Origin of the sequence: Amycolatopsis sp. NPDC005232 (assembly GCF_040607795.1) — a bacterium.
GTDB lineage: Bacteria > Actinomycetota > Actinomycetes > Mycobacteriales > Pseudonocardiaceae > Amycolatopsis.
Map to the genome: position 1 here is coordinate 166,769 of NZ_JBEXHL010000017.1, position 23,588 is coordinate 190,356.

Consider the following 23,588-nt stretch of genomic DNA (forward strand, 5'->3'; position numbering starts at 1 on the left):
GCTGCCCGCTGCTGACGCGGACGATCCGACGGAGTACACCCGTGCTGTCGCACCGGCGTCGTATCCCGCCGAGTACGACCAGGCACCGGCCACCGAGTATTCCTCGGGCTACTTCGAAGCGCCCGCCTCCGAGTCGACCGGCCGCCACGCCGTCGTCGCGCCTTCGCACTCGGACCAGCGCGGCCGCCGCGCCGCCGTCGACACCGCCGACCGCGACCGGCCCTACCGCCCCACCCCGGCCGACGTCGGCTACCTCCCGCCTGCCGACGCCCAGCACCGCCTCGCCGAACCCCCGGAGCGCACCACCGGCCGCCGCCGCGCGCCCGAACCCGTTGTGCCGCAGCATGATTCGTACCCGGCAGAGCCGTACTCGCCTGAGTCGTACCCGGCTGCGCAGTACTCGCCCGAGCCTGCCGCGCACCAGTCCGAGGCTGAGCAGTACGCGCCTGAACCCGTTGCGGCACACCAGGATCAGTACGCGGCCGAGCCGTACTCACCTGAGTCCGAGCAGACGTGGTCCCGCGAAGACCCGCCCCCAGCGGCAAAACCGGCCAAATCCCGCGTCCGCCCCTACGCCCGCACCCGCGGCCGCACCCGCTCCGACCACAACCTCGCCCTCGAAGCCCTCGTCTCCACCAGCGACGACGGCCGCCGCTACCGGGGCGTGCGCTCCATCGAGCACCGCCGCATCTGCGACCTCTGCCTGGACACCCGCTCGGTCGCCGAGATCGCCGCCCACCTCCACCTGCCCCTCGGTGTGGTGAAAATCCTGGTCGGCGACATGGCCGACATCGGCCTGGTCCTCATCCACCAAACCGAACTCGTCCTGGGCGACCGCTCCTCGCGCGACTTCATGGAGCGTGTCCTGCAGGGCCTGCGCAACCTCTGACGGGGGAGCGCCGTCCGACGGATGAAGCTGCTAGCTTCCGCGCATGATGGACCACAGCGACAGCGCCGCTCTCCGGACGCTGGTGACCGAAGCCGGCAGTGAGATCCTGCTGTTCGGCATCACGCCGCCCCGTCTGAGCACCGATCCCGAGCGGATCCGGGAGATCACCGCGGCGACGTTGGCGCGGTTGGACTCCCTCGAGGTCGACGGTCTGGCGCTGTACGACATCGACGACGAGAGCGACCGCAACCCGGCGGAGCGGCCGTTCCCCTACCTGCCGACCCTTGATCCCGCCGCGTACCACGCGGAATACCTCGGCGAGTGGAATCGCCCGGCGGTCGTCTACCGCTGTGTGGGCAAGTACACCGAGGCACAGCTGCGGACCTGGATGCAGACAGCCGACACTGATCGCGTGCTCACCGTGTTCGTCGGCGCGTCTTCGAAGGACAAGGAGGTGCGGACCCGCCTGTCCCAGGCTCAGGCGCTGCGCCGGGACGCCCGTCCGGACCTGCTGCTCGGCGGTGTCGCCATCACCGAACGCCCCGACGAGCACCGGCGGCTGATCACCAAGCAGCAGGCGGGCTGCGCGTACTTCATTTCGCAGGTGATCTACAGCTCCGACGCGGCGAAGAGCATGGTCTCCGACTACTACTACGCCTGCCGCGAGCAGCACCTCGAACCGAAGCCCGTCGTGTTCACACTCTCGGTGTGCGGCTCGGTGAAGACGCTGGCCTTCCTCAAGTGGCTTGGCGTCCACGTCCCACGCTGGCTGGAAAACTCCCTGCGCCACGCCGACGACACACTGGCCGAGTCCTACCAACACTGCCTGACGACCGCCCGCGAACTGACGGCCTTCTGCCGCAAACTCGGTCTGCCCTTCGGCTTCCTGGTGGAAAGCGTGTCCATTCGCAAGGCCGAGATCGAGGCATCGGTCGCCCTCGCCGGCGAGCTGAGCCGACTGCTCGGACGGGGCAGACCATCCGTGTGAGGCAGTGCGGCGCAACAACCTCCGGCGGACCTACTCCTCCACCAACGCGGCCGAAGTGATCCGGTGCAACGGGTACCGCTCGTGATCCGTCCCCTCCAGCACGCCGCCGCCGACGCGGACCGGGCGGACGACGCGTTGGCTGGCCGTGCCGCGGGAGTCGACGAAGCCGATCCACACTTCGCGGCGTTCGAGGGTTGCGCGGGAGAGCAGTTCCAGTGTTGCGGTGGTGTCGGCGCCGCCGCCGGAGTGTGCGCGGACGGCGGAGCCGCGGCGGCGGGCGGTGGCCGCGTCGCCGGCGCGGAGGTTGGCGACGATGCGCGTGGTCTGGTCGTCGGTGAGGACGGCCTGCTCGCCGGGGCGTGAGCGGGCCGCGCGGGCGCGCGCGGGGAGGCGGCGCCCGGACGGGCGGATGTCGACGACGCGGCCGTCGGGGCCTTCGGCGGCGGGCGCGAAACCCGCGCCGCGCAAGGCTTCCAGGACTTCGCCGAGCGGCACGGGGCTGATGAGGACCGTCGGCGCGATCATGCGCAGGTCGTACTCCGCGGCGACGGGGTGGGCGAGCACCTCGGCCAGCAAGGCCTCGTCGTCGCAACGAAGGAACGACCCGGCGGCGCCGCCGCGGAGGCGGCCGTGGCGGCGGGCGACGTCGTCGATCAAGTACGTGAGCGACTGCGGCACGGGGGTGGCGGACTTGGCGCGGAACAGCGCGTGCAGTTCGTCGGCGGTACGGCCGGTGTCGAGGGCGCGGCGCACGGTCGGCTCGGTGACGCGGTAGACCGTCGCGTGCCCGGCCGACTCGATGTCGGCGACGGCGGCCATGGCGGTCGCCAGTTCGGGCTCGAGCGGTCCCGGCGCGACGACCGTGAGGTCCGCCTGCACCAGTACGTGGTCGACGGGCTTGGGCAGCGCGTCGTGCATCGCCTCGACGGCGCCGGGGCGGTCGTCCTCCAGCAGCAGCCGCGTCGCGGTGGTCAGCGCGCCCAGGCCGACCAGGCCCAGCGCCGACGCCTCGGCCATCGTCCAGCGCACGGTCTCGTCCCGCAGCCGTCCGCCCCGCCGCGGCGCGCGCCACGCGAGCACGGACACCAGCTCGTCCACGCTCTTCACACCGGAGCCAGGTGCCAAATCCCCCAAAGCAACCAGCGCCCGACGGCGCGCAACCGGCGCGAGCGGGCGACGCAGATCCTCCGACAACGGCGCGATCGGCTTGTCCTTCGCGTCCCGCCCGCCGGCCAGCCCGGGCAGCCGCGGCAGCTCCAGCCACGCCTGCGCGAGCGTCATCCAGCGCTGCACCGTCGGCGACGCGAGCCACGAATCCGTGAGTGTGGTCGGCACCCACTCGGGCGTCGTCGCCTCGCTGTCGGCCACCAAGCCGGCGCCCACGGCCAGCTCCGCGACGAAAGAAGCGCGCGCCTCGTCCGACTCCAGGTCCTTCGCCATCTTCCGCAACTCCCGCACGCCCAGCCCGCCGGACTTGAGCACGGGCGGCGGTGTGACCGACCACGAACGCAGCAGTGTCTCCATCTGCCGCAACAACTCCATCGCCTCGCCGGCCGCTGTGGAGTCCACAGTGTCCGTCTGATGTGGATGGACGGGCAGCTTCGGCTCGACCAGTGTGGCCGCCTCGAACGCCGCCCCGCCGCGCAGCAACAGCCCCAGTTCGCGCGGTAGTTCCACCGTCTGGTCGTCGCGGCGCAGCAACAGCGAGCGCGCCAGCAGCTTCTGCACGGGCGTGGCCGCGTCGGACAGCGAGACGTCGAAGCTCGCGTCACGCGTGCGCCCGATCGGCGGGCCCGCGGCCAGCGCCGTGAGCACCTTGCGCTCGTCCTCGCCGACCTCCGCCAGCCGCGCCGCCAAGTCGGAAGCCGCCAACGCCGGCGACGGCGCCCCGAGGCCCGCCGGGAACGGCCCCAGCGCGTCACGCGCCGCCGGGGGCGCCCGCAGCTCGTCGTCCGCGCCCCACACCAGCGCCCGCGCACGCAACCGCGCCAGCGGGCCCGAAATGTCTGTTCCCACCAGTGTCGCGACAGAAGTCAGCGAAACCGGCGCGGTGTCCGCTCCCGCCACGAGCAGGCCGTCGAGCACCGCCAACGTGAACGTGTCGAGGTCCTCGCAAGCGCGCGCGACGGAGCCCGGTGTGCCGGCGCGCGTGGCCAGCACCGTGGTGTCCGAAGGCGGCGGGGTCGACAGATCGCGACGGGTGCGCAGCAGGTCGGCCAGTGCTTCGTCGGACTCCGCACGCAGCCAGTCCGCCAGAGAGGTCGCGGGCATAGACGTCCAGGATACCGGGCGGGTGCGCGGGCGCAGGGGGTGTTCGGGCAGACTGTGGGCGAACCGACGGCACCAGGTCAATGGAGGGCGTTGTGGCGAAGGGCGAGAACGGCAAGAAGAAGGGCGTCGACCCCACGTGGCCGGCGGAAGACGGTGAGCACCCCGTGTCGGAGCTCGCGTCTGACCGTCAGGGCGCGCTGTCGCCGTTCGGCGACCTGACCTTCCCGCTCGACTCGGTGCCCTACGTGCACCCGGAGACGGAAATCAACCGCTGATTCCCCACTTCTGGGCAAACGACCGTAGTTACTGGTCGGTCACCCGGTTGGGGTCGGGTGGCGGCGGTCACGGGGCTAGTGTTCGGGTGTCCTAGCCACAGGTTTCCCAGCGGGGAGTTAGTGCCATGCCGGTTCCCGGTCCCGGGTATTCGATCACCGTCCGGGTCGAGGCCCCGGCTTCCTCCACGGCCGCCGGTGACCTCACCACCGCCGTCGGCCGTGTCGGCGGGGTGCTCACGGCGTTCGACGTCGTCGAGTCGCACGCCGACACGATCGTGGTCGACATCAGTGCCAACGCGCTGTCGGAGAACCACGCGCAGGACATCACCCAGGCGCTCGACTCGCTGCCGGGCGTGAAGGTCCGCAAGGTCTCCGACCGGACGTTCCTGATCCACCTCGGCGGCAAGATCGAGGTCACGCCCAAGGTCGCGCTCCGCAACCGTGACGACCTCTCCCGCGCGTACACGCCGGGTGTCGCCCGCGTGTGCCAGGCGATCGCCGCGAACCCCGAGGACGCGCGCCGCCTGACCATCAAGCGCAACACCGTGGCCGTGGTCACGGACGGCTCGGCCGTGCTCGGCCTCGGCAACATCGGCCCGGCCGCCGCGCTGCCCGTGATGGAGGGCAAGGCCGCGCTGTTCAAGAAGTTCGCGGGCGTCGACGCGTGGCCGGTGTGCCTGGACACTCAGGACACCGAGGAGATCATCAAGATCGTCAAGGCGATCGCGCCGGTCTACGCGGGCATCAACCTCGAGGACATCGCCGCGCCGCGCTGCTTCGAGATCGAAGCGCGCCTGCGTGAGCAGCTCGACATCCCGGTGTTCCACGACGACCAGCACGGCACGGCGATCGTGGTCGTCGCGGCCTTGCGCAACGCGCTGCGCGTGGTCGGCAAGGAGATCGAGGACTGCAAGATCGTGGTCAGCGGCGTCGGTGCGGCCGGCTCGGCGATCATCCGGCTGCTGCTGCAAAAGAACCCGGGTGACATCGTGGCCGCCGACATCGACGGCATCGTCCACCCGGACCGCGGCAACCTCGACGACAACCTCACCTGGATCGCGAATCACACCAACCGCGACAAGCAGGCCGGCACGCTGCACAAGGCCCTGGTCGGCGCCGACGTCTTCATCGGCGTCTCCGCCCCGAACCTCTTCGGCGCCGAGCAGGTGGCGACGATGAACAAGGACGCCGTGGTCTTCGCGCTGGCCAACCCGGACCCGGAGATCGACCCGCTCGAGGCGCAGCAGCACGCCGCCGTGGTCGCCACCGGCCGCAGCGACTTCCCGAACCAGATCAACAACGTGCTGGCGTTCCCCGGCGTCTTCCGCGGCCTGCTCGACGCCGCCGCGCACAACATCGACGACAACATGCTGCTGGCAGCCGCCGACGCGATCGCCGACGTGGTGGACCAGAGCCGGCTCAACGCGTCGTTCATCGTGCCGAGCGTGTTCGACAACGCGGTGGCCCCGGCCGTCGCGGAGGCCGTGAAGGCGGCCGTTCGCGCGGAGGCCGCGGCCGGCTGAGTTCCTCACGCCCTGGAGGCCCCGTCATCGCTTACCGCGGTGACGGGGCCTTTTTGTCGGCCGGGACACCGCTGGCATAGCCTCCTGGGGTGAGTGAACTCAGCCACGTCGACGAAACCGGCGCCGCGCGGATGGTCGACGTCTCCGGAAAGACGGCGACCGCGCGCACAGCGCTCGCCGGCGGCACGGTGCACACCACCGCCGAAGTGGTGGATCTGTTGTCCGCCAACGGGTTACCGAAGGGCGACGCCTTGGCGACGGCCCGGATCGCCGGCATCATGGGCGCCAAGCGCGTGCCGGAACTCATCCCGTTGTGTCACCAGATCGCGTTGTCCGGCGTGAAGGTGGAGTTCGAACTGGACGGGAGCGCCGTCCACATCAGCGCGACGGCGAAGACCACCGACGTCACCGGCGTCGAGATGGAGGCCCTCACGGCCGTCGCGGTCGCGGGGCTCACGCTGCACGACATGATCAAGGCCGTGGATCCGGCCGCGACGCTCGACAACGTCCGGCTGATTCGCAAGGACGGCGGCAAGACCGGCACGTGGGAGCGGCAGTCATGAGCGAGGCACGGGTGATCGTGGCGTCCAACCGCGCCGCGAAGGGCGTCTACGAGGACAAAACCGGGCCGGTGCTCGTGGAGTGGCTCGCGGCGCGCGGTTACGCGGTGCCCGTCCCGGTGGTCGTCGAGGACGGCGAACCGGTGGGGATCGCCTTGCGCGCGGCGGTTTCCGAGGGCGTCGCGGTGGTCCTGACCACAGGCGGCACGGGCATTTCGCCGACGGATCGCACTCCGGACGTCACGCGCGAAGTGCTGGACTACGAGCTTCCGGGCGTCGCGGACGCGATTCGCTCCGCGGGCCTGCCGCACGTGCCGACGGCTGTGTTGTCGCGCGGCCTCGCGGGTGTCGCGGGCCGCACGCTCGTCGTCAACCTGCCCGGCTCGCGCGGCGGCGTGAAGGACGGGTTGGGCGTGCTGGAGGGGATCCTCGACCACGCCGTGGACCAGCTCGCCGGCGGCGACCACCCACGACCTGCTTCAGAAGAGCTGGCCAAGGCCGAACAAGCCGCTGAGTCCACGGAGAACTCGGCTTCCGTCGCCGACGCACTCGCCGCGGACTCGCTGCCGGCGGATCCGCTCGAAGCCAAGACCCCGAGCACACCTGCGGTTCGCATCCTCCGTGCGGAGGTCAGCGACCAGCCGTTGTCCGTCGAGGACCACGCCCGCCTCGTGGAGGACGACGCGGCCGGTGCCGTTGTCACCTTCGGCGGGGTCGTACGCGACCACGACGGCGGCAAGGGCGTGCTCGACCTCATCTACGAAGGCCACCCCACCGCGGGCGAGGTGCTCGCCCAGGTCGTCACCGAGCTCGCCACGGGCTGGACGGGTGTCCGCGCCGTGGCCGTGAGCCACCGCGTCGGCCCGCTCGCCATCGGCGACGTGGCGCTGGCGTGCGCTGTCGCCGCCGAACACCGCGGCCAGGCCTTCTCGGCCTGCGCGGAGCTCGTCGACGAGGTGAAGGCCCGGCTCCCGATCTGGAAGCACCAGCACTTCACCGACGGCTCCGACGAATGGGTCAACTCACCCTGATTCGCCGCGGCCGTGGCCGTTCGTCAGACCCCACGAAGGGCCCCACCGCCGGGGGAAATTCGCGGTGGGGCCCTTTCGTCGGATCACAGCCAACCGAACGCTGCGCCCTGAAGGACTTCACGACCTCACGAGGAGGTCAGGAGTCACTTGGTGGCGATCTTCTGACCGACCAGGATCAGGTCGGGGTTCGGGATGTAGGACTTGTTCAGGTTCTGCAGCTTCTGGAAGCCACCCTGAACGTTGAGCTGCTTGGCGATCTTCGACAGGCTGTCGCCGGACACGACGGTGTAGTCACCGTTCGGGTTCGAGCTCGGCACGCCGGTGGCCGGAGTGCTGGCGACCTTCTTGGGGGCGCTCGTGCTCTTCTTCGGGGTCGCCTTCTTGGTGGTCGACTTCGAGGTCGACTTGGTCGACTTCGTCGACTTGTGCGCGGCGGTCGAGCCGCCGGCACCCTTGCCGTAGCAGTTCGGCCACGCGCCGCCGCCCTGACCCGCGAGAACGCGTTCGGCCACGGCGATCTGCTGCTCACGGGAAGCGCTCGACGCGCTGCCGGTGCCGCCGTAGGCCTTCCAGGTGCTCTGCGTGAACTGCAGGCCGCCGTAGTAGCCGTTGCCGGTGTTGGTGTTCCAGTTGCCGCTGCTCTCACACTGCGCGACAGCGTCCCAGTTGGTCGCCGACGCGGGGGTCGCGGCGATCGCGATGGGCGCGCCGACCGCGATACCCGCGACAGCGACGCGGGCGATGGTGCGGGTGGCGGCGGACATCTTGCGGTGCTTGCCTCGGTAAGACATGAGAATACTTCTCGGTTTTCCTGCGCCTACGAGCCCGAAGGCTGAGGGCCGGGTTGGGAGCCCGTCCGCCCGTTGCCGGGCGGCAGACGCGGACTGCGCACGACGCGCGGTCTTCGTCCCCTCGTCCCTGTCCGGAAATGCTTTCGCTCGGGGTATGGGTCCGGGGATCCGCTGGACAGGGCTAGGCACTACGGATTCCCGGTCTTGCTCGGTTGGTCGGGGCCAACCGAAAAGCGACGGTACGTAATGAGAGCCGTGATCGGAAATCATTCGGCATGTGACCTACGTCACAGTAACAGCACGCAACCTCTCGCGATCGGCATGTTTGCGCAGGTCAGTGGGCCGTTATCTGCCCGTTTTCTGCCCGAGATATTTCACAGATCGTGAGGCTTGGATCACGTCGATAAGGCGTCAACGGTCCATTCGCGCGGCCTTTGAGTTGGGCACCTTAAACCACCCAGTGCGAAGTCTGCCAGTGCACGTCGAGTGGTTCTGTGGGTGTCCGGGAATACGCCGTGAGCGAACTACTCCGGAGAGTAGGTATTGACAAAAATGGCCGCTCAAGGCGCCTTGAGCGCCGCTCGGCGTGGTCCGGACCAAATGGCCGGACAGGAGGGTTCGAGGGCCCAGTGAGCCACTGGGCCGGGTCTGACGGGGTCTCGCGAGGGTCAGCCGCCGGCGAAGGGCGGGAGCACGTCGAGTTGCGCTCCGTCACTGAGGGCGCGATTCTGATTACGGACGGCAACCTCGTTCAACAGGAAGCTCGCCGCGTCGAGGATGCGCGGCAGCGGTCCCGGATGCAGTTCGCGCACCAGGCGGACGGCGTCCGCGACGGTCGAGCCCTCGGGAAGCTTCAGCTTCTCCTCTTCCACTCCCGCCGCCGCGCGGGCGGAGGCGAAGTAGCGGACCAGCACGGTCATCGGTTCCAGAGACTGGGGTGACATGTCATCCGCCGATCGCACTCATGGGCCGGATCGGCTGCGCGAACCCGGCTTCGTTGATCTCGTGGCCGGCGAGCTTGCCCCACATCGTGGCCCGCCACGCGTCCGCCACCTCTTCATCGCGCGCGCCCGCGCGCACGAGGGCGCGCAGGTCCGTCTCGTCGTTGGAGAAGAGACAGGAGCGCACCGCGCCGTCGGCCGTGAGCCGGGTGCGCTCGCAGGCGGAGCAGAACGGCCTGGTCACCGACGCGATCACACCCACGTCGCCGGGTCCGCCGTCGACCAGCCACCGCTCGGCCGGCGCGCCGCCGCGGGCGGCCGGGAACGGCGACAGCGAGAACTCCTCGCCCAGCATGCTCAGGATCTCTTCGGCCGTGATCATCTCGCCGCGGTTCCAGCCGTGCTGCGCGTCGAGCGGCATCTGCTCGATGAACCGCAGGTGGTAGCCCTCTTCGAGGCAGAACCGCAGCAGCGGCACGGCCTCGTGGTCGTTGAGCCCGCGCATCAGTACGGAGTTGACCTTCACCGGCGCCAGCCCCGCGTCGCGCGCGGCCGCGAGGCCCGCCAGCACGTGGGAGAGGCGGTCGCGGCGGGTGATCTGCTCGAACAGGGCGCGGTCCACGGTGTCGAGCGACACGTTGATCCGGTCCAGGCCGGCCTCGGCGAGGCCCTTCGCCCGCTTCGCGAGCCCGATCCCGTTGGTGGTCATGGAAACCCTCGGCCGAGGCTCGAGCGCGGTGATCCGCGCCACGATGTCCTCCAGGCCCGGGCGCAGCAGCGGCTCGCCGCCGGTCAGGCGGATGTCGGTGACGCCCAGCGTCTCGACGGCGATGCGCATCAGCCGCACCAGCTCGTCGTCGCTGAGCACCTGCTCGCCGGGCATCCAGTCGAGGCCTTCGGCGGGCATGCAGTACGTGCAGCGCAGATTGCAGCGGTCCGTGAGCGAAACCCGCAGATCCGTGGCCACGCGGCCGAACTGGTCGAGCAGGCCCGGATGATCGGGGCGGGGCGCCGAGGGCGCGCTGGACGAACCTCGTGTACCGGGGACGCGAGGAAACCCGAGATGTACTGCTGTCATTACGCACAGCTTAACTCGTGAACGCCGGAAAAGCCGACTCGTCCTTATCACCGGCTCGGCCGATGAACGGCCTCTCGCGAGCCGTCGGTGACCTCCTCGTGACCGCCCGCTCACAGGCCCGGCCGGGCCGCTCACGCGCCGGCGCCGGCGCGACTGTCCGGAATCGACCGCACCGCCCCCGACCTCGCAGGACGGGGCGCAGAACTCCTGGCAGCGGGACGGATTGCGGCGCGGACCCGACTGTCCACACCGGCTGTGACGTGGGTCATCGGCCGACTCGATCAGCGGTCGCGGGCGAGGGCCGCGGACCGTCCGGGCAAAACCCCGAGCGTTATCAGAACGCAATACTTGAAGCATCACACAACGAAGTGCTCGACAATTCACGTTTCACATAGCTTTTCCTCAACTGCGGCGATAATCTTCCGGCCATGCCGCAATTTCGGTTGTCCGAGGCCGCCCGGCTCCTCGGCGTCAGTGACGACACCGTCCGGCGCTGGGTCCGCGGCGGTCAGTTGACCGCGACGGACGACGCCGCCGGCCGGAAGGTCGTCGACGGTGCCCAGCTGGCGGGGTTCGCCCGCGCGCAGGCCGCCGGTCCCGACGACCCGTCGGCAGTCGGTCGTTCCGCCCGCAACCGGTTCGTGGGGCTCGTCACCGAGGTCACCGCCGACAAGGTGATGGCCCAGGTCGAGCTGCAGTGCGGGGCGCACCGAGTGGTGTCACTGATGAGTTCAGAAGCCGTCCGCGAGCTCGGGTTGCGCCCAGGTGTGCTCGCGGTGGCCGTTGTCAAGGCGACCACCGTCGTGGTGGAGACCCCGGAAGGAAACAGATGAAGAAGCTCGCCATCGCCGTAGCGGCGGTCGCGTTGTTGGCCGGCGCGTGCAGCGCGAACGACCAGGCCAGCACCAGTCCGGGCTCCGGCGGCCCGGCGGTGCCCTCGCCGGCCGGCTCGAGCGCGACGGGCACGCTCACGGTGTTCGCCGCCGCGTCGCTCACCGAGTCGTTCAACGAGCTCGGCAAGGAGTTCGAGGCGGCGCACCCGGGTGTCACCGTCAAGTTCGACTACGAGGGCTCGTCGGCGCTCGTGCAAAAACTGGACAACGGGGCCAAGGCCGACGTGTTCGCCTCGGCAGACCAGGCCAACATGGACAAGGCCACGCAGGGCGGGGTCATCGACGGCCAGCCGACGGTGTTCGCCACCAACAAGCTGGCGATCGCCGTGGCCAAGGGCAACCCCAAGGGCATCAAGACGTTCGCCGACCTGAACAAGGCCGGCCTGACCGTCGTCGTCTGCGCGGCCCAGGTGCCGTGCGGCTCGGCGACGAAGAAGGTCGAGACGAACACCGGCGTCACGCTGAAGCCGGCCAGCGAAGAGACCGACGTCAAGCAGGTGCTGGCGAAGGTGCAGTCGGGTGACGCCGACGCGGGCCTGGTCTACGTCACCGACGCGACCTCGGCCGCGGACAAGGTCGACAAGGTGGACTTCCCGGAGGCTTCCGGCGCGATCAACAACTACCCGATCGCCGTCGTGAAGGACGCTCCGCAGGCTGCTCTGGCCAAGGAGTTCAACGACTTCGTGCTCGGCGCGCAGGGCAAGGCCGAGCTGACCAAGATCGGGTTTGGCCCGGCCCAGTAAGGGGCGACGCGGTGCGGCGGTCGAGCAACGGCCGCCGCATTCGCGGGTTCCCCTTGTTCTCTGGATCCCCGCCGTGGTGGCGCTCGCGCTCGTGGTGCTGCCCGTCGTCGGGCTGCTCGTGCGCTCGGACGTCGCCCGATTCCCGTCTCTCCTGATCTCCGCATCGTCACTGGCCGCGCTCAAGCTGTCGGTGATCACGGCGCTGCTCTCGACGGTGGCGTGCGTGATCCTCGGTGTGCCGCTGGCCGTCGTGCTGGCTCGTTCGCGCGTGCGCGGCACGCGGCTGCTGCGCTCGATCGTGCTGCTGCCGCTGGTGCTCCCGCCCGTGGTCGGTGGCCTCGCGTTGCTGTACCTGCTGGGACGCAAGGGTTTCCTCGGCATCCTGATCAACGCGTTGACCGGCCAGCAGATCCCGTTCACGACCGCGGCCGTGGTGATCGCGCAGACGTTCGTGGCCATGCCGTTCCTGGTCGTGAGCCTCGAAGGCGCGCTGCGCGGCTCCGGCGACCGTTACGAGCAGGTGGCTTCGACGCTCGGCGCGCGGCCGTGGACGGTCTTCCGCCGCGTGACGCTGCCGCTGCTGCTGCCGGCGCTCGGCTCCGGTGTGGTGCTCAGCTTCGCCCGCGCGCTGGGTGAGTTCGGCGCGACCATCACGTTCGCCGGTAGCCTGGAAGGCGTCACGCGGACGCTGCCGCTGGAGGTCTACACGCAGGCCGAAGTCGACGTCGACAGTGCGGTGGCGCTCGCGTTGCTGCTGATCGTGGTGGCGATCGTGGTCATCGCGGTGGCGCGGCCGCGGTCGTTCGAAGGTGGTTTCCGGTGACGCTCTCGGCTCGGATCGCGCTCTCGCGCGGCACGTTCTCCCTCGACGTCGAGTTCACCGTGCCCGAGGGAACGGTGCTGGCGCTGCTCGGCCCGAACGGCTCGGGAAAGTCCACTGTGCTCGGTGGCTTGGCCGGGCTCGTGCCCGTGACGTCGGCCGACATCACGTTGTCCGGCCGCGTGCTGGCGGGGGACAAGGTGAACCTGCCGCCGCACGCGCGGGGGGTCGGATTGCTGTCGCAGGACGCGTTGCTGTTCCCGCATCTGTCCGCTTTGGACAATGTCGCTTTCGCCCCGCGTTCGGCCGGTGCGGGCCGGGTGAAGTCCCGGGAGGTGGCCCAGATGTGGCTGGCGGAGGTGGACGCGTCGGCGTTCGCGCGCCGGCGGCCCGGCCAGCTCTCGGGCGGCCAGCAGCAGCGGGTGGCGATCGCGCGGGCGCTGGCTTCGACGCCGTCGCTGCTGCTGCTCGATGAACCGTTCGCCGCTCTCGACGTGGACGCGGCGCCCGCGATCCGCGGCCTGCTGCGGCGGGTGCTGCGCGACGGGCCGACGACGGTGCTGGTCACGCACGATCCGCTCGACGCGCTCGCGCTGGCCGACCACGTGGCCGTGATGTCGGGCGGGCGGATCGTCGAACGCGGGCCTACGCGGGAGGTGCTGGCCGCGCCGCGCACGGCGTTCACGGCCCGGATCGCGGGGCTCAACCTGGTTGCGGGCCTCGCGGAGGCCGAGGGGCTGCGCACGAAGTCGGGAGACCTGGTGTCGGGGCTGCTTTCGCCGGATGCCGTGGTGGGGGAGGCCGCGGTCGCGGTGTTCGAGCCCAGCGCGGTGGCCGTGTATCCGCACGACGGCGAGCACCACGGCAGCCCGCGCAACACCGCCGAGGCCCTGGTCGCGGCCCTGGAACCGCACGGGCCCGTGATCCGGCTGCGCGTGACCGGCGGCGGCTGGGCCGAGGGCCTGACCGCCGACCTGACGCCGGCGGCGGTCGCCGACCTGGAGCTGGAGCCGGGCTCGTCCGTGACGCTGTCGGTGAAGGCCGCGACGGTGGCGGTGCATCCCGCACAAGCCTGACTGCGTTGTGCCGCAACGGAAATCCTCTGCGGGCGCATCGTGGCGGGGTGTCGTGGTACGGTGCGCCTGTTTCGATCAAGTACCGCAGAACAGAGGACGGCGAGGGTGACTGAAGGACGCTGGACGTACCTGAGCGACATGGACGGCGTCCTGGTTCGCGAGGAGCACCTCGTGCCGGGCGCGGACGAGTTCCTCGGCGAGCTGCGGGACAACGGCATCGGCTTCCTGGTGCTCACGAACAACTCCATCTACACCCCGCGCGACCTGCGGGCGCGGCTGCTGCGCACCGGGCTCGACATCCCGGAGGAGTCGATCTGGACCTCCGCGCTGGCCACGGCGCAGTTCCTCGACTCGCAACGTCCGGGCGGCACGGCGTTCGTGATCGGCGAGGCCGGGCTGACCACCGCGTTGCACGAGGTCGGTTACGTGCTGACCGAACGCGATCCGGACTACGTGGTGCTGGGCGAGACCCGCACGTACAGCTTCAGTTCCATCACCAACGCCATCCGCCTGATCGACGGCGGCGCGAAGTTCATCGCCACCAACCCGGACGCGACCGGCCCGACGATGGAGGGCTCGCTGCCGGCCACCGGGTCCGTCGCGGCGCTGATCGAGAAGGCCACCGGGCGTTCGCCGTACTTTGTGGGCAAACCGAACCCGCTGATGATGCGCTCGGCGTTGCGGCGCCTCGGCGCGCACTCGGAGTCGACGCTGATGATCGGCGACCGCATGGACACCGACATCCACGCGGGTATCGAAGCGGGGCTGCAGACGGTGCTCGTGCTCACCGGGATTTCCACTCCGGAGTCGGCCGAACGCTATCCGTACCGGCCGACGAAGGTGATCGACTCGGTCGCCGACCTGATCGGGCGAACCCTGGACCCGTTCGGCGAAGGCTGACCGGCGTGCGCGCCGGAGCAGGGCCTATCGTCGAACGATGAGCGTGTATGTGGTGGGCGACGTCCACGGGCACCGCGACGCCCTGGCCGACGCACTGCGCGCCGAGGGGCTCGTCGACAGCGACGGCAAGTGGAGCGGCGCCGAAGACCAGCTGTGGTTCCTCGGCGACTTCGTGGACCGCGGTCCCGACGGCGTCGGCGTGATCGACTTCGTGCGTTCGCTGCAGGAACAGGCGCAGGAGGCGGGCGGCTCCGTGCAGATGCTGCTGGGGAACCACGAGATCCTGCTCCTGGGGATGTACCACTTCGGCGACCGCCAGGTGCCGTCGGACTTCGGGCCGCGCAGCTTCGCCCGCAGCTGGGAGATCAACGGCGGCCTGCTCTCCGATCAGGACCGCCTGACGCCGGAACACATCGAGTGGCTTTCGGCGCGTCCGTTGGTGGCGCTGGTCGATGACCACCTGCTGATGCACTCGGACACGCTGGAGTACCTCGACTGGGGCTCGGACATCACGTCGATCAACGCGTCGGTGGGGGAAATCCTGACCGGCAGCGACATCGAGGCGTGGTGGGACGTCTGGCGCCGGATGACCACGCGCTACGCCTTCCGCGGCCCGGCCGGCGAGGAGAACGCGGACGCGTTGATGGGAGCCCTGGGCGGTTCGCGGATCGTCCACGGCCACAGCGTGATCGCCGACCAGCTGGGCATCCACCCGGCACAGATCGAGGGGCCTTACCTGTACGCCGGCGGCAAGGTCCTGGGCATCGACGGCGGCCTGTTCGTGGGCGGTCCGTGCCTCGTCGTGCCCTTGCCTTTCACACCTGAGTCGTAGGGACGTCCACGATCTCCTTGCCCAGCGGCATGAGCGACACGGGGATCAGCTTGAAGTTCGCGATCCCCAACGGGATCCCGATGATCGTGATGCACAGCGCGATGCCGGTGACCACGTGGCCGATCGCCAGCCACAGGCCGGCGAAGATGAACCAGATGATGTTGCCCAGCACCGACCCGACACCCGCGTCGCGCCGGTCGACCACCGTCCGGCCGAACGGCCACAACGCGTAGTTCGCGATCCGGAACGACGCCAGCCCGAATGGGATGGTGATGATCAGGATGCAGCACACGATGCCCGCGAGGACGTAGCCCACGGCCATCCAGAATCCGCAGAGCACGAGCCAAATGATGTTCAGCAGCAGGCGCATCAGACGTGCAGCTCCCCACTCACCACGGTGACCGCCCGCCCACTGATGCGGACGCGGTCGTTGTCGAGTTCGGTTTTCACGATCCCGCCACGCTGGGAGATCTGGTGGCCTTGCAGTTGTTTTCTGCCCAGCTTCCTGGCCCAGTAGGGCGCCAGTGCGCAGTGGGCGGATCCGGTGACGGGGTCTTCGTCGACACCGACGCCGGGGCCGAAGAACCGGCTGACGAAATCTGTGTTGTCGCCGGTCTCGCCGCCTTCGCCGCTCGCGGTGATGATCATGCGTCCGGTCCAGGTGCTCTTGAGCTCCGAGAGGTTCGGTGTGGCTCGGGCGACCTGCTCCCGCGTCTCGAGCTCCACGAACAGGTTCTCCTTGGCCCGCCCGACGTAGAGCGGCTTCACGTCTTCGTCGGCGAGGATGTGGCTGACGTCCTCTTGCGTCTCCCGCGGCTCATCGACGGGGAAGTCCATCTCGATCCAGCCGTCCTCGCGTTTGGTGCACTGGAGGATGCCGCTGCGGGTCTCGTAGGTCTGTGTGCCGCCGAGGACCTGGGTCGCCGCGATGGTCGCGTGGCCGCACAGGTCCACCTCGGTGGCCGGCGTGAACCACCGGAGGCTCGTCGTGGTGCTGCTCTTCCGGACGAAGGCTGTCTCGGAGTGCTTCATCTCGCTGGCGACCTGCTGCATCCAGGCCGCGTCCACGTCCCCCTCCAGGACCACCACCCCGGCCGGATTCCCGGCGAACGCTTGCCCGGTGAACGCATCGACCACGTAGAACCGCATGGTTTGACGGTACCGGGGTGGGGTGGGTGGGGGTGTCAGGGATTTACCCTGGATTTTGTGGTGTCGGTTTGTCGACCTGGCTGTTCTCTCACTGCTCGCGGTGGGCTGGCAGTGCTGGTTACTGCGGTTGTGCCGGCGTCATCGTGACTCCAGGACACGGCTCTCGCGCGTTGATGAGGCGTCGTTTCGAGGTCCCATTGCGCTCAGCACTTTCGTGACGCACGACGTTCACTCCCGGCCGCACCGGCGTCGACACTGTCTGAAACACAACGCGACGCCACCCACCGGTGGCGCCGCGCTCCGTCAGCCTCTACTCAACCGCCGATGACCGGCGGTGTGATCTTCTCCCCGTCGGGTCCGCGTTCGGGGCGAACCTCGAACACCTCGTCGGGGTCTTCCTGGTTGGGGAGCTTGTTCTTGTGCTCCTTGTCGTCTTCCGTCTTCTTGCCGGCCCCAGCGGCGCCGGCCGCTCCGCCTGCACCGGCCTTCCCGGCTTTGCCCGCGTTGGCCGCCGCGGTCGCCCCGCGCTCGAGCCGCTCGCCGGCGCCCTTGCCGGACCCGGCGCCCTCGCCTTCGCCGGGCTTCGCTGTGGCACCGCCGCCCGACACGCGGCTGCCGGCGAACCCGCCACCGGCCCGACCGGTCCCGCCGCCGGCCCGTCCGCCACGCAGGGTTTCCTCACCAGCGCCCCCGGCACCGCTTGGCCCGCCCCCGCCGAACGCCAATGCATCTGGGGACAGCCGTCCGAAGCCACCGCCGCCCGCAGGCGGACGGAAGCCAGTGCCACCAGCGCCGCCAGGCCCACCGAAGGACCCGGCACCGGTGCTGGAGCCCGCGCCGGGAGTGAACGCGTTGCCGTTGAAGCCCGCCGCCCCGCCACCGGGGCCGCCGCCTCCCGGCGCACCTCCACCGGAACCGAAGCTGCCGGCTCCACTGCTCAACGCACCCGCGTGCCCTCCGAGGCCGACGCCGGGCTGGGCGCTGCTGGCGTGGGTGCTGTCGTCCCCGCCCCCGATCGGCGGCGGCGCCGTGAACTGGGGCTGGGTCGTGGACGTCTCGTGGTACGTGTTGTCCAGCCCCTGCATCACCTGCACGGCCTGCTGATGCGCGGCGTCCGCCTGCCGCTGCTTGGCCGCGATGTCGCTCATCGTCTGCGCGGCGGCCGCGGGATCCGCGACGCTCAACTGCTGCGTCGCCTTTTGCATCTCGGCCTGCTGGTCGAACTTGACGGGCTCCGGCATGTTCGTCTGCGCGTGTCCGGCTGCTGCGGCCTGCTGCGAATAGCGGTTGGAGCTCAGCTGCGCGGCGCTCGCGGTGTTCGAAGCGTAGGTCGCGGTGTTCTGGAAGAAGTTGTGCGCCTGCGACGCGCCCGAGCCCTGCCACTCGATCTGGCTGCTGTTGGCCGCGTCGTTGATCGAGTTGGATATGTTGGCCAGCCAGTTGCCGAGGTCGTTGGCGACTCGTCCGCGGGCGTCGAGCTCGCCGGGGTCCATGTTCGTGTGCACCATGTCGTACAGCTGCTGGTGATCGTGCGCCGCGTAGTTCGCGTTGGGGGCGGGGGCGTCACCGCGGGTGGCTTGGCCCTCAAGCAGTTGATCACCCTGGGTGACCGAGTAGTTCGACGCCGCCTGGCCGGTGCGCTGATCGACCGAGTCGCGGATGTTTTGCTGATCCTCGGCACCGAACCGCCCGGGCGCAGCGTTTTTCGAGAGGTCTGCGTGAGTCTGGCTGTAGTAGTCGGCTTCGTACTCGCGGGGCTGGGCGCGTTCGCTCATGAGTCCGCCTTGCCGATACCGGAGAAGGTCTGGGCGTGCTCGCTGTCGGCCTCGCGGTAGTTGGCCTTCGCGATCTTCAGCGCTTCCTGGACCTGCTTGATGCTTTCCTTGAGCAGCTCGAGGTTGGGGATCAGCGCCTGCCCATCACCGTGGGCAACTTTGACGTTGTAGTCGGCGACCTGGCCCGCGTAGTCGCTCGAGCCCATCTTGGCTCGAGTGATGAGCCGGTAGAAATCGATACTGATCTTGTCGTAGCCTGCGAGGAATTCGGTGCACACTTTGTTGTAGGCCTCGAACCCGGCTTCGTTGATCGCGAACCCACCACCGGTGGCTAGCGCTTTGAACTTCTCAGCACTTTCGCTGACACGTTGTGCGCCTTCGGTGTCGAGCGGGTTGACCATCAAGTCAGGGAAAGGCGCCTGACCCTGACCGGTAGTCGAGGGGACCGGGTGATCCTCAAATTTGGATGCATCCTCCATCGCTGCAGTACCCTCCCAGGTCACGCTGTGTGCTCCAGTGCCCACTCTAGATGTGCGGACACGAGCTGTCAGCCGTTCATGACATCCGGGCAGCGATCATCACGTGTTCTTGGGCAGGAGCAGTTCGACCGCTGAGGCCAGGGTCCTGGCCTTGGTACATGCTTCGTCGGTGGTCCCCCTAGAGGACGATACGGCGATCGTTGCTCGTGATTCCGGCTTGACCTCGATAGAGACCGCGCAGACGCCGGTTTGCTGGGTGGGCTCTCGTTCGAGGATCGCTCGTCGAGCGCGGACGCTGCCGGCACTGGCCTTCGCGGGGTTGGCGATGCTCGTGTCATAGGCCTCCCCGTCCTGCAGACCCAGGCTGAAAACGCCGAACCCTTCCTTCTGGGTGTCGCAGGCGTGCTCCGGATCGGCGATGGAAGGCGTGGACGGGGGGAACCCTTGCCCGGTGAGGGCCTGATCGAGTGTCTTGCACGAGCTCATCCCCGCTAGCGGGGTGTCCGACTGCGAGGTCGGCGCACTGCTCGATGCGGACGCAGCCGGACCAGCCGGGGCGGGGTTGCCTCCTACTGAGCCGTCGCAGGCGGTCAGGGCGCAGGCGAGTGCGGCGAGGCCGACGAAGGTCACGAAGCCACGGATCGGTCCGGTCACCTTGTGAACACTACGGGTAGGTGATCGTCGGACGCGAGCCTGTGGTCGAGCACGATCACAGGTCAGGATCGTCGTGACGGCTCGGGCGGATGTTTGGGCTGTCAGCCATTCGAAGGGAGCAGCGGGTCGACGGCTTCGGCGAGAGCGCGGACCTGCTTGCAGGCGTCGTCGGTGGTGGATCGGTACATCGCCATCGTGAGGGTTGCTCGCGAATTCGGCCTGACCTCGATGTACACCGCCCATCCCTCCGCGCCCTGTAGGTCGCGTTCGAGCACTGCATCACGGTTGCCAACTTGGCCTGTACTGGTCTTGCTCGGGTCGTAGACCGCGGCCTTGTAGTTCCGGCTGTCTTGTAGGTCCAGGCCTGCGCTGCCGAACTGGGGCTTTGTCGACAGGCATCCGTGCTGAGGGGCAGCAGCTGATGGCTGCCCTGGCGGGAACCCTTTCCCGCCCAACGCCTTGTCGAGTGTTGTGCACGCGCTGATCCCCGCGAGTGGAGTGTCCGTCTGACCTGCGGAGGTGCTGGGCGACGCGGATTGCGAGGGCGCCGGGTTCGGCGTGGCGCCGACGGAGCCGTCGCAGGCGGTCAGGGCGCAGGCGAGTGCGGCGAGGACGACGAAGGTCACGAAGCCACGGATCGGTCCGGTCACCTGGTGAACACTACGAGTTTGTGATCATCGGGCGCGAGCCTGCGACCGAATGCGTTCGAGCAGCCGGATCATCAGGGTGGATGTTCGGGCCGTCAGCTCGTTTTGGGGAGTAGAAGTTCGACCGCTTCGGCGACAGCCCTGGCCCTGGTACAAGCCGCGTCGGTGGTTCCGGGCGCGAGTGAAGCTGAGACGAGAGCACGCGACTTCGGCTTGACTTCGATCCTGACGGCGCAGAGGCCCTCTTGTCCGGTCGGCTCGAGTTCGAGGATCGCCCGCCGAGCGCGAACGTGGCCAGTTTGATCCTTTGACGGATTCGAGAGGTTCGCGTCGTAGCTCTGTCCGTCCTGCAGAACCAGGCCGAGATTGTCTTGTCCTGGCTTGTCGGCGTCGCAGGCGTGTTCTGGATCGGCGATCGACGGCGTCGAGGGTGAATATCCCTGCCCGGCGAGTGCCTGGTCCAGCGTCTTGCACGGGCTCATCCCGGCCAGGGGGGTGTCCGACTGCGAACTCGGCGCACTGGTCGGCGTGGACCCGGACGGGCTCACCGGAGTGGGATTACCTCCTACCGAGCCGTCGCAGGCGGTCAGGGCACAGGTTAGGGCGACGAAGGTCACGAAGCCACGGATCGGTCCGGTCACCCGGCGAACACTACGGGTAGCGCACGACATCGCAGGCGACCTACCGAATCCCTTCCTCGATGGCCTCGAACAGCCATCTCCGCAGGTGAGAGCCATCCGATGGCATGAATCGCAGTCGGGAGCCGCCGTCACGGAGAGGTTCCGAGAAGGTGACGTACCGGCCCCCATCCGTGTCCACGAAGGTGGCCGTCGACACCGGGCGCAGGACGCCGTGGCGGGGGCGCAGGGACAGTTCCACCGTCCCGTGCCGATGCAAGGGCCACTGGGAGTAAGAGCCCAGAGCGTCCCGATCGCGGCGAGACGGAGCCGAGGTGAAATCACGGTCCGAAAAGTCCGAATCATCCGGCGAGGCAGACCAATGCCGAGCCGGCGCCTGCGTAAGAGAAACAGGAGCGACCGGCAGCGCCGGGTAAGCCGGGAACATGCTCAACACCGTCTCCACCAGCCGATCTGGCCGGGTCTGCAAGAACCGGATCCCGTCGGCCTCAGAGGACGAGAACACCCCCAGCCCCTCACCCACACAAGCCCGGTACAGCACCGTCCCCGAAGGAAGCTCCGCGGCACGCACGATGATCAGCACCTCAGGGCGCGTCCAAGCCTGCAAGGTGGCCAGAACGTCATGGTCCAGCTTGTCGGAGACAGCCAACCCCCGAGAACGCAGCGCGTCCCAAGCCTCATCCGACAGGCGCGCGTGGTCGGAAAGAGTCAGCCCAGGGCTGCGGATTTCAAAGGGGTGCCACGAAGCCGGCAGGCCGCTGCGGCGGACGGCGACGTCGACTTCGGTCCAGCTCAGGGAGAACTCCTCCGGCACGGCCCAACCCCAACCCCTCGTGAAACGAACCCGCACCGAGCGTAGCGGAAGGTGGGTGCCCGGCCGGGTGGTCGTCGAACCGCAGGGTTCCTAGACTCGCGGGTGTCGACGAAGACCCCACCGGGAGGCAACCATGCCCGACGCGCCCGCCCTGCCCAGTTATGCCTCCGGGACGTCCGACGTCCCCCTGCTGGGTGACACCATCGGGGACAACTTCGACCGTACCGTGGCCGCGTTTCCCGAGCGTGACGCGATGGTGGATCGCGCGGCCGGCACGAAGTGGTCGTATGCCGAGCTCAAAAAGGACGTCGACCAGCTCGCGCACGGGCTCGTCGCCACCGGGATCGGCAAGGGGGACCGCGTCGGGATCTGGTCGCCGAACCGGGCGGAGTGGACGCTCCTCCAGTACGCGACGGCCAAAATCGGCGCGATCCTCGTCAACATCAACCCCGCGTACCGCTCGCACGAGCTGGAGTACGTGCTCAACCAGTCCGGTGTGCGGATGCTCGTGGCGGCGGACAGGTTCAAGACGTCGGACTACCCGGCGATGGTGGAGCAGGTCCGGCCCAACTGCGCCCGGCTCGAGTTCGTGGTGCTGCTGGGCACCGACGCGTGGACGGACCTCATGGCCAAGGGTGCGGGTGGCGACCCGGCGGCCCTGGCCGAGCTCCAGAAAAACCTGAGCGCCGACGACCCCATCAACATCCAGTACACCTCTGGCACCACGGGCTTCCCCAAGGGCGCCACGCTGTCCCACCACAACATCCTCAACAACGGCTACTTCGTCGGCGAGCTCTGCAACTACACCGAAGAAGACCGCGTGTGCATCCCCGTGCCCTTCTACCACTGCTTCGGCATGGTGATGGGCAACCTCGCGTGCACCAGCCACGGCGCGTGCATGGTGATCCCGGCGCCGGCGTTCGACCCGCGGGCGACGCTGGAGGCAGTGGAGGCGGAGCGGTGCACGTCGCTGTACGGCGTGCCCACGATGTTCATCGCGGAGCTGAACCACCCGGACTTCGGCGAGTTCGACCTGTCGTCGCTGCGCACCGGGATCATGGCGGGCTCGCCCTGCCCGGTCGAGGTGATGAAGCAGGTGATCGACCGGATGGGCATGACGGAAGTGTCGATCTGCTACGGCATGACGGAAACCTCGCCGGTCTCCACGCAGACGCGTGCGGACGATTCGGTGGAGCGCCGCGTGTCCACGGTCGGCCGTGTCGGGCCGCACCTCGAGTCCAAAGTGGTCGATCCCGAGACGGGCCTCACCGTGCCGCGCGGCGTGCCCGGCGAGCTCTGCACGCGCGGCTACTCCGTGATGCTCGGTTACTGGGAACAGCCAGACAAGACGGCCGAGGCGATCGACGCCGCGCGCTGGATGCACACCGGCGACCTCGCCGTGATGGACGAGGCCGGCTACCTCAACATCACCGGCCGCATCAAGGACATGGTGATCCGCGGCGGCGAGAACGTGTACCCGCGCGAGATCGAGGAATTCCTCTACACGCACCCGGACGTCCTCGACGCACAGGTCATCGGCGTGCCCGACGTCAAGTACGGCGAAGAGCTCATGGCCTGGATCCAGATGCGCGAGGGCGCGCAGCCGCTCACCGCCGAGGCCGTGCGCGAGTTCTCGCAGGGCAAGCTGGCGCACTACAAAATCCCGCGCTACGTCCACATCGTCGACGGGTTCCCGATGACCGTGACGGGCAAGGTGCGCAAGGTCGAGATGCGCGAGCAGTCCGTGACGCTGCTGGGCCTCGAAGACGCCGCTTCGGCGAAACACGCTTAGGCGGGCAACCGGACAACAGAGTCGCGCGT

General features: G+C 69.0%; 24 protein-coding genes and 1 pseudogene. 13 read left to right on the top strand and 12 right to left on the bottom strand.

Annotated features, from left to right (window positions below):
- Nucleotides 1–556 precede the first annotated feature (556 nt).
- Together ABZU76_RS30040 and ABZU76_RS30045 are read left to right on the top strand one after the other, a co-directional pair.
- Nucleotides 557–889: pseudogene (locus tag ABZU76_RS30040) on the top strand (DUF742 domain-containing protein); the annotation flags it as partial.
- Nucleotides 890–932: 43 nt separating this feature from the next.
- Nucleotides 933–1,877, top strand: coding sequence for a 5,10-methylenetetrahydrofolate reductase (locus ABZU76_RS30045; protein WP_354875312.1), 945 nt, complete (start codon nucleotides 933–935; stop codon nucleotides 1,875–1,877).
- A gap of 30 nt (nucleotides 1,878–1,907) precedes the next feature.
- Here ABZU76_RS30045 and ABZU76_RS30050 read toward each other — a convergent pair whose 3' ends face one another.
- Entirely contained in the window at nucleotides 1,908–4,148 is a 2,241-nt protein-coding gene (locus ABZU76_RS30050; protein WP_354875314.1) for a helicase-associated domain-containing protein, read from the bottom strand.
- Nucleotides 4,149–4,240: 92 nt separating this feature from the next.
- On the opposite strand from ABZU76_RS30050, the gene ABZU76_RS30055 reads away from it, so the two are divergent.
- From ABZU76_RS30055 to ABZU76_RS30070, 4 genes are all read left to right on the top strand, one after another.
- Nucleotides 4,241–4,423: a hypothetical protein gene (locus ABZU76_RS30055; RefSeq protein WP_354875316.1), complete on the top strand. Its 183-nt coding sequence runs from the start codon at nucleotides 4,241–4,243 to the stop codon at nucleotides 4,421–4,423.
- 125 nt (nucleotides 4,424–4,548) lie between these two features.
- Nucleotides 4,549–5,946, top strand: coding sequence for an NAD-dependent malic enzyme (locus tag ABZU76_RS30060; RefSeq protein ID WP_354875318.1), 1,398 nt, complete (start codon nucleotides 4,549–4,551; stop codon nucleotides 5,944–5,946).
- 89 nt (nucleotides 5,947–6,035) lie between these two features.
- Nucleotides 6,036–6,509, top strand: a complete 474-nt coding sequence (gene moaC / locus ABZU76_RS30065) for a cyclic pyranopterin monophosphate synthase MoaC (protein ID WP_220244624.1) — start codon at nucleotides 6,036–6,038, stop codon at nucleotides 6,507–6,509.
- Nucleotides 6,506–7,537 carry a molybdenum cofactor biosynthesis protein MoaE gene (locus ABZU76_RS30070; protein ID WP_354875320.1) on the top strand — a complete coding sequence of 344 codons (1,032 nt, stop codon included), beginning with the start codon at nucleotides 6,506–6,508 and terminating at the stop codon, nucleotides 7,535–7,537. Before moaC ends, ABZU76_RS30070 begins: the two co-directional genes overlap by 4 nt.
- 143 nt (nucleotides 7,538–7,680) lie before the next feature.
- Here the strand turns inward: ABZU76_RS30070 and ABZU76_RS30075 are convergent, their stop codons facing one another.
- From ABZU76_RS30075 to moaA, 3 genes are all read right to left on the bottom strand, one after another.
- Entirely contained in the window at nucleotides 7,681–8,328 is a 648-nt protein-coding gene (locus tag ABZU76_RS30075) for a transglycosylase family protein (RefSeq protein ID WP_354875322.1), read from the bottom strand.
- A 668-nt stretch (nucleotides 8,329–8,996) separates the two neighbouring features.
- The gene (locus ABZU76_RS30080; protein ID WP_220244621.1) at nucleotides 8,997–9,248 is read right to left on the bottom strand and encodes a MoaD/ThiS family protein; all 252 of its coding nucleotides are present in this window, start codon (nucleotides 9,246–9,248) and stop codon (nucleotides 8,997–8,999) included.
- A gap of 25 nt (nucleotides 9,249–9,273) precedes the next feature.
- Nucleotides 9,274–10,347, bottom strand: a complete 1,074-nt coding sequence (moaA, locus tag ABZU76_RS30085) for a GTP 3',8-cyclase MoaA (RefSeq protein WP_354875324.1) — start codon at nucleotides 10,345–10,347, stop codon at nucleotides 9,274–9,276.
- A gap of 428 nt (nucleotides 10,348–10,775) precedes the next feature.
- On the opposite strand from moaA, the gene ABZU76_RS30090 reads away from it, so the two are divergent.
- The 6 genes from ABZU76_RS30090 (at nucleotide 10,776) to ABZU76_RS30115 (ending at nucleotide 15,611) form a co-directional block, all read left to right on the top strand.
- Nucleotides 10,776–11,180 carry a TOBE domain-containing protein gene (locus ABZU76_RS30090; RefSeq protein ID WP_354875326.1) on the top strand — a complete coding sequence of 135 codons (405 nt, stop codon included), beginning with the start codon at nucleotides 10,776–10,778 and terminating at the stop codon, nucleotides 11,178–11,180.
- Nucleotides 11,177–11,983: a molybdate ABC transporter substrate-binding protein gene (gene modA / locus ABZU76_RS30095; RefSeq protein WP_354875328.1), complete on the top strand. Its 807-nt coding sequence runs from the start codon at nucleotides 11,177–11,179 to the stop codon at nucleotides 11,981–11,983. Before ABZU76_RS30090 ends, modA begins: the two co-directional genes overlap by 4 nt.
- A 64-nt stretch (nucleotides 11,984–12,047) precedes the next feature.
- Nucleotides 12,048–12,806: an ABC transporter permease gene (locus tag ABZU76_RS30100; protein ID WP_354875395.1), complete on the top strand. Its 759-nt coding sequence runs from the start codon at nucleotides 12,048–12,050 to the stop codon at nucleotides 12,804–12,806.
- Nucleotides 12,803–13,879, top strand: a complete 1,077-nt coding sequence (locus ABZU76_RS30105; protein ID WP_354875330.1) for an ABC transporter ATP-binding protein — start codon at nucleotides 12,803–12,805, stop codon at nucleotides 13,877–13,879. Before ABZU76_RS30100 ends, ABZU76_RS30105 begins: the two co-directional genes overlap by 4 nt.
- A 105-nt stretch (nucleotides 13,880–13,984) precedes the next feature.
- Nucleotides 13,985–14,779: an HAD-IIA family hydrolase gene (locus ABZU76_RS30110; RefSeq protein ID WP_354875332.1), complete on the top strand. Its 795-nt coding sequence runs from the start codon at nucleotides 13,985–13,987 to the stop codon at nucleotides 14,777–14,779.
- A 37-nt stretch (nucleotides 14,780–14,816) separates the two neighbouring features.
- Nucleotides 14,817–15,611 (top strand): metallophosphoesterase family protein, encoded by a 795-nt coding sequence (locus ABZU76_RS30115; RefSeq protein WP_354875334.1) that lies wholly within the window; start codon nucleotides 14,817–14,819, stop codon nucleotides 15,609–15,611.
- Here the strand turns inward: ABZU76_RS30115 and ABZU76_RS30120 are convergent.
- The 8 genes from ABZU76_RS30120 to ABZU76_RS30155 all read right to left on the bottom strand — a co-directional run bounded on the left by ABZU76_RS30120 (nucleotide 15,595) and on the right by ABZU76_RS30155 (nucleotide 21,767).
- Nucleotides 15,595–15,981 carry a YccF domain-containing protein gene (locus ABZU76_RS30120; RefSeq protein ID WP_354875336.1) on the bottom strand — a complete coding sequence of 129 codons (387 nt, stop codon included), beginning with the start codon at nucleotides 15,979–15,981 and terminating at the stop codon, nucleotides 15,595–15,597. The two genes, ABZU76_RS30115 and ABZU76_RS30120, sit on opposite strands and share 17 nt — an antisense overlap.
- Nucleotides 15,981–16,760 carry a PhzF family phenazine biosynthesis protein gene (locus tag ABZU76_RS30125; RefSeq protein WP_354875338.1) on the bottom strand — a complete coding sequence of 260 codons (780 nt, stop codon included), beginning with the start codon at nucleotides 16,758–16,760 and terminating at the stop codon, nucleotides 15,981–15,983. The genes ABZU76_RS30120 and ABZU76_RS30125 overlap by 1 nt, the downstream gene beginning before the upstream one ends.
- A gap of 314 nt (nucleotides 16,761–17,074) precedes the next feature.
- Nucleotides 17,075–18,535, bottom strand: a complete 1,461-nt coding sequence (locus ABZU76_RS30130; protein WP_354875340.1) for a hypothetical protein — start codon at nucleotides 18,533–18,535, stop codon at nucleotides 17,075–17,077.
- A complete protein-coding gene (locus tag ABZU76_RS30135; RefSeq protein WP_354875342.1) occupies nucleotides 18,532–19,038 on the bottom strand; it encodes a hypothetical protein in 507 nt (168 codons plus the stop codon). The genes ABZU76_RS30130 and ABZU76_RS30135 overlap by 4 nt, the downstream gene beginning before the upstream one ends.
- 75 nt (nucleotides 19,039–19,113) lie before the next feature.
- The gene (locus ABZU76_RS30140) at nucleotides 19,114–19,668 is read right to left on the bottom strand and encodes a hypothetical protein (protein WP_354875344.1); all 555 of its coding nucleotides are present in this window, start codon (nucleotides 19,666–19,668) and stop codon (nucleotides 19,114–19,116) included.
- Between the two features lie 101 nt (nucleotides 19,669–19,769).
- Nucleotides 19,770–20,318 (bottom strand): hypothetical protein, encoded by a 549-nt coding sequence (locus ABZU76_RS30145; protein ID WP_354875346.1) that lies wholly within the window; start codon nucleotides 20,316–20,318, stop codon nucleotides 19,770–19,772.
- A gap of 92 nt (nucleotides 20,319–20,410) precedes the next feature.
- The gene (locus ABZU76_RS30150; protein ID WP_354875348.1) at nucleotides 20,411–20,956 is read right to left on the bottom strand and encodes a hypothetical protein; all 546 of its coding nucleotides are present in this window, start codon (nucleotides 20,954–20,956) and stop codon (nucleotides 20,411–20,413) included.
- Nucleotides 20,957–20,996: 40 nt separating this feature from the next.
- The gene (locus tag ABZU76_RS30155; RefSeq protein ID WP_354875350.1) at nucleotides 20,997–21,767 is read right to left on the bottom strand and encodes an ESX secretion-associated protein EspG; all 771 of its coding nucleotides are present in this window, start codon (nucleotides 21,765–21,767) and stop codon (nucleotides 20,997–20,999) included.
- Nucleotides 21,768–21,900: 133 nt separating this feature from the next.
- Between ABZU76_RS30155 and ABZU76_RS30160 the strand changes: the two genes are divergently transcribed.
- A complete protein-coding gene (locus ABZU76_RS30160; protein WP_354875352.1) occupies nucleotides 21,901–23,559 on the top strand; it encodes an AMP-binding protein in 1,659 nt (552 codons plus the stop codon).
- The last annotated feature ends 29 nt before the right edge of the window (nucleotides 23,560–23,588 follow it).

Bases quoted from the DNA above. Each gene is read 5' to 3' on its own strand.
- ABZU76_RS30130 (WP_354875340.1), bottom strand. From the start codon at position 18,535: ATGAGCGAACGCGCCCAGCCCCGCGAGTACGAAGCCGACTACTACAGC.
- ABZU76_RS30070 (WP_354875320.1), top strand. From the start codon at position 6,506: ATGAGCGAGGCACGGGTGATCGTGGCGTCCAACCGCGCCGCGAAGGGC.
- ABZU76_RS30125 (WP_354875338.1), bottom strand. From the start codon at position 16,760: ATGCGGTTCTACGTGGTCGATGCGTTCACCGGGCAAGCGTTCGCCGGG.
- ABZU76_RS30115 (WP_354875334.1), top strand. From the start codon at position 14,817: ATGAGCGTGTATGTGGTGGGCGACGTCCACGGGCACCGCGACGCCCTG.
- ABZU76_RS30120 (WP_354875336.1), bottom strand. From the start codon at position 15,981: ATGCGCCTGCTGCTGAACATCATTTGGCTCGTGCTCTGCGGATTCTGG.
- ABZU76_RS30090 (WP_354875326.1), top strand. From the start codon at position 10,776: ATGCCGCAATTTCGGTTGTCCGAGGCCGCCCGGCTCCTCGGCGTCAGT.
- moaA (WP_354875324.1), bottom strand. From the start codon at position 10,347: ATGACAGCAGTACATCTCGGGTTTCCTCGCGTCCCCGGTACACGAGGT.
- ABZU76_RS30045 (WP_354875312.1), top strand. From the start codon at position 933: ATGATGGACCACAGCGACAGCGCCGCTCTCCGGACGCTGGTGACCGAA.
- ABZU76_RS30080 (WP_220244621.1), bottom strand. From the start codon at position 9,248: ATGACCGTGCTGGTCCGCTACTTCGCCTCCGCCCGCGCGGCGGCGGGA.
- ABZU76_RS30050 (WP_354875314.1), bottom strand. From the start codon at position 4,148: ATGCCCGCGACCTCTCTGGCGGACTGGCTGCGTGCGGAGTCCGACGAA.
- ABZU76_RS30160 (WP_354875352.1), top strand. From the start codon at position 21,901: ATGCCCGACGCGCCCGCCCTGCCCAGTTATGCCTCCGGGACGTCCGAC.
- ABZU76_RS30060 (WP_354875318.1), top strand. From the start codon at position 4,549: ATGCCGGTTCCCGGTCCCGGGTATTCGATCACCGTCCGGGTCGAGGCC.
- ABZU76_RS30075 (WP_354875322.1), bottom strand. From the start codon at position 8,328: ATGTCTTACCGAGGCAAGCACCGCAAGATGTCCGCCGCCACCCGCACC.
- modA (WP_354875328.1), top strand. From the start codon at position 11,177: ATGAAGAAGCTCGCCATCGCCGTAGCGGCGGTCGCGTTGTTGGCCGGC.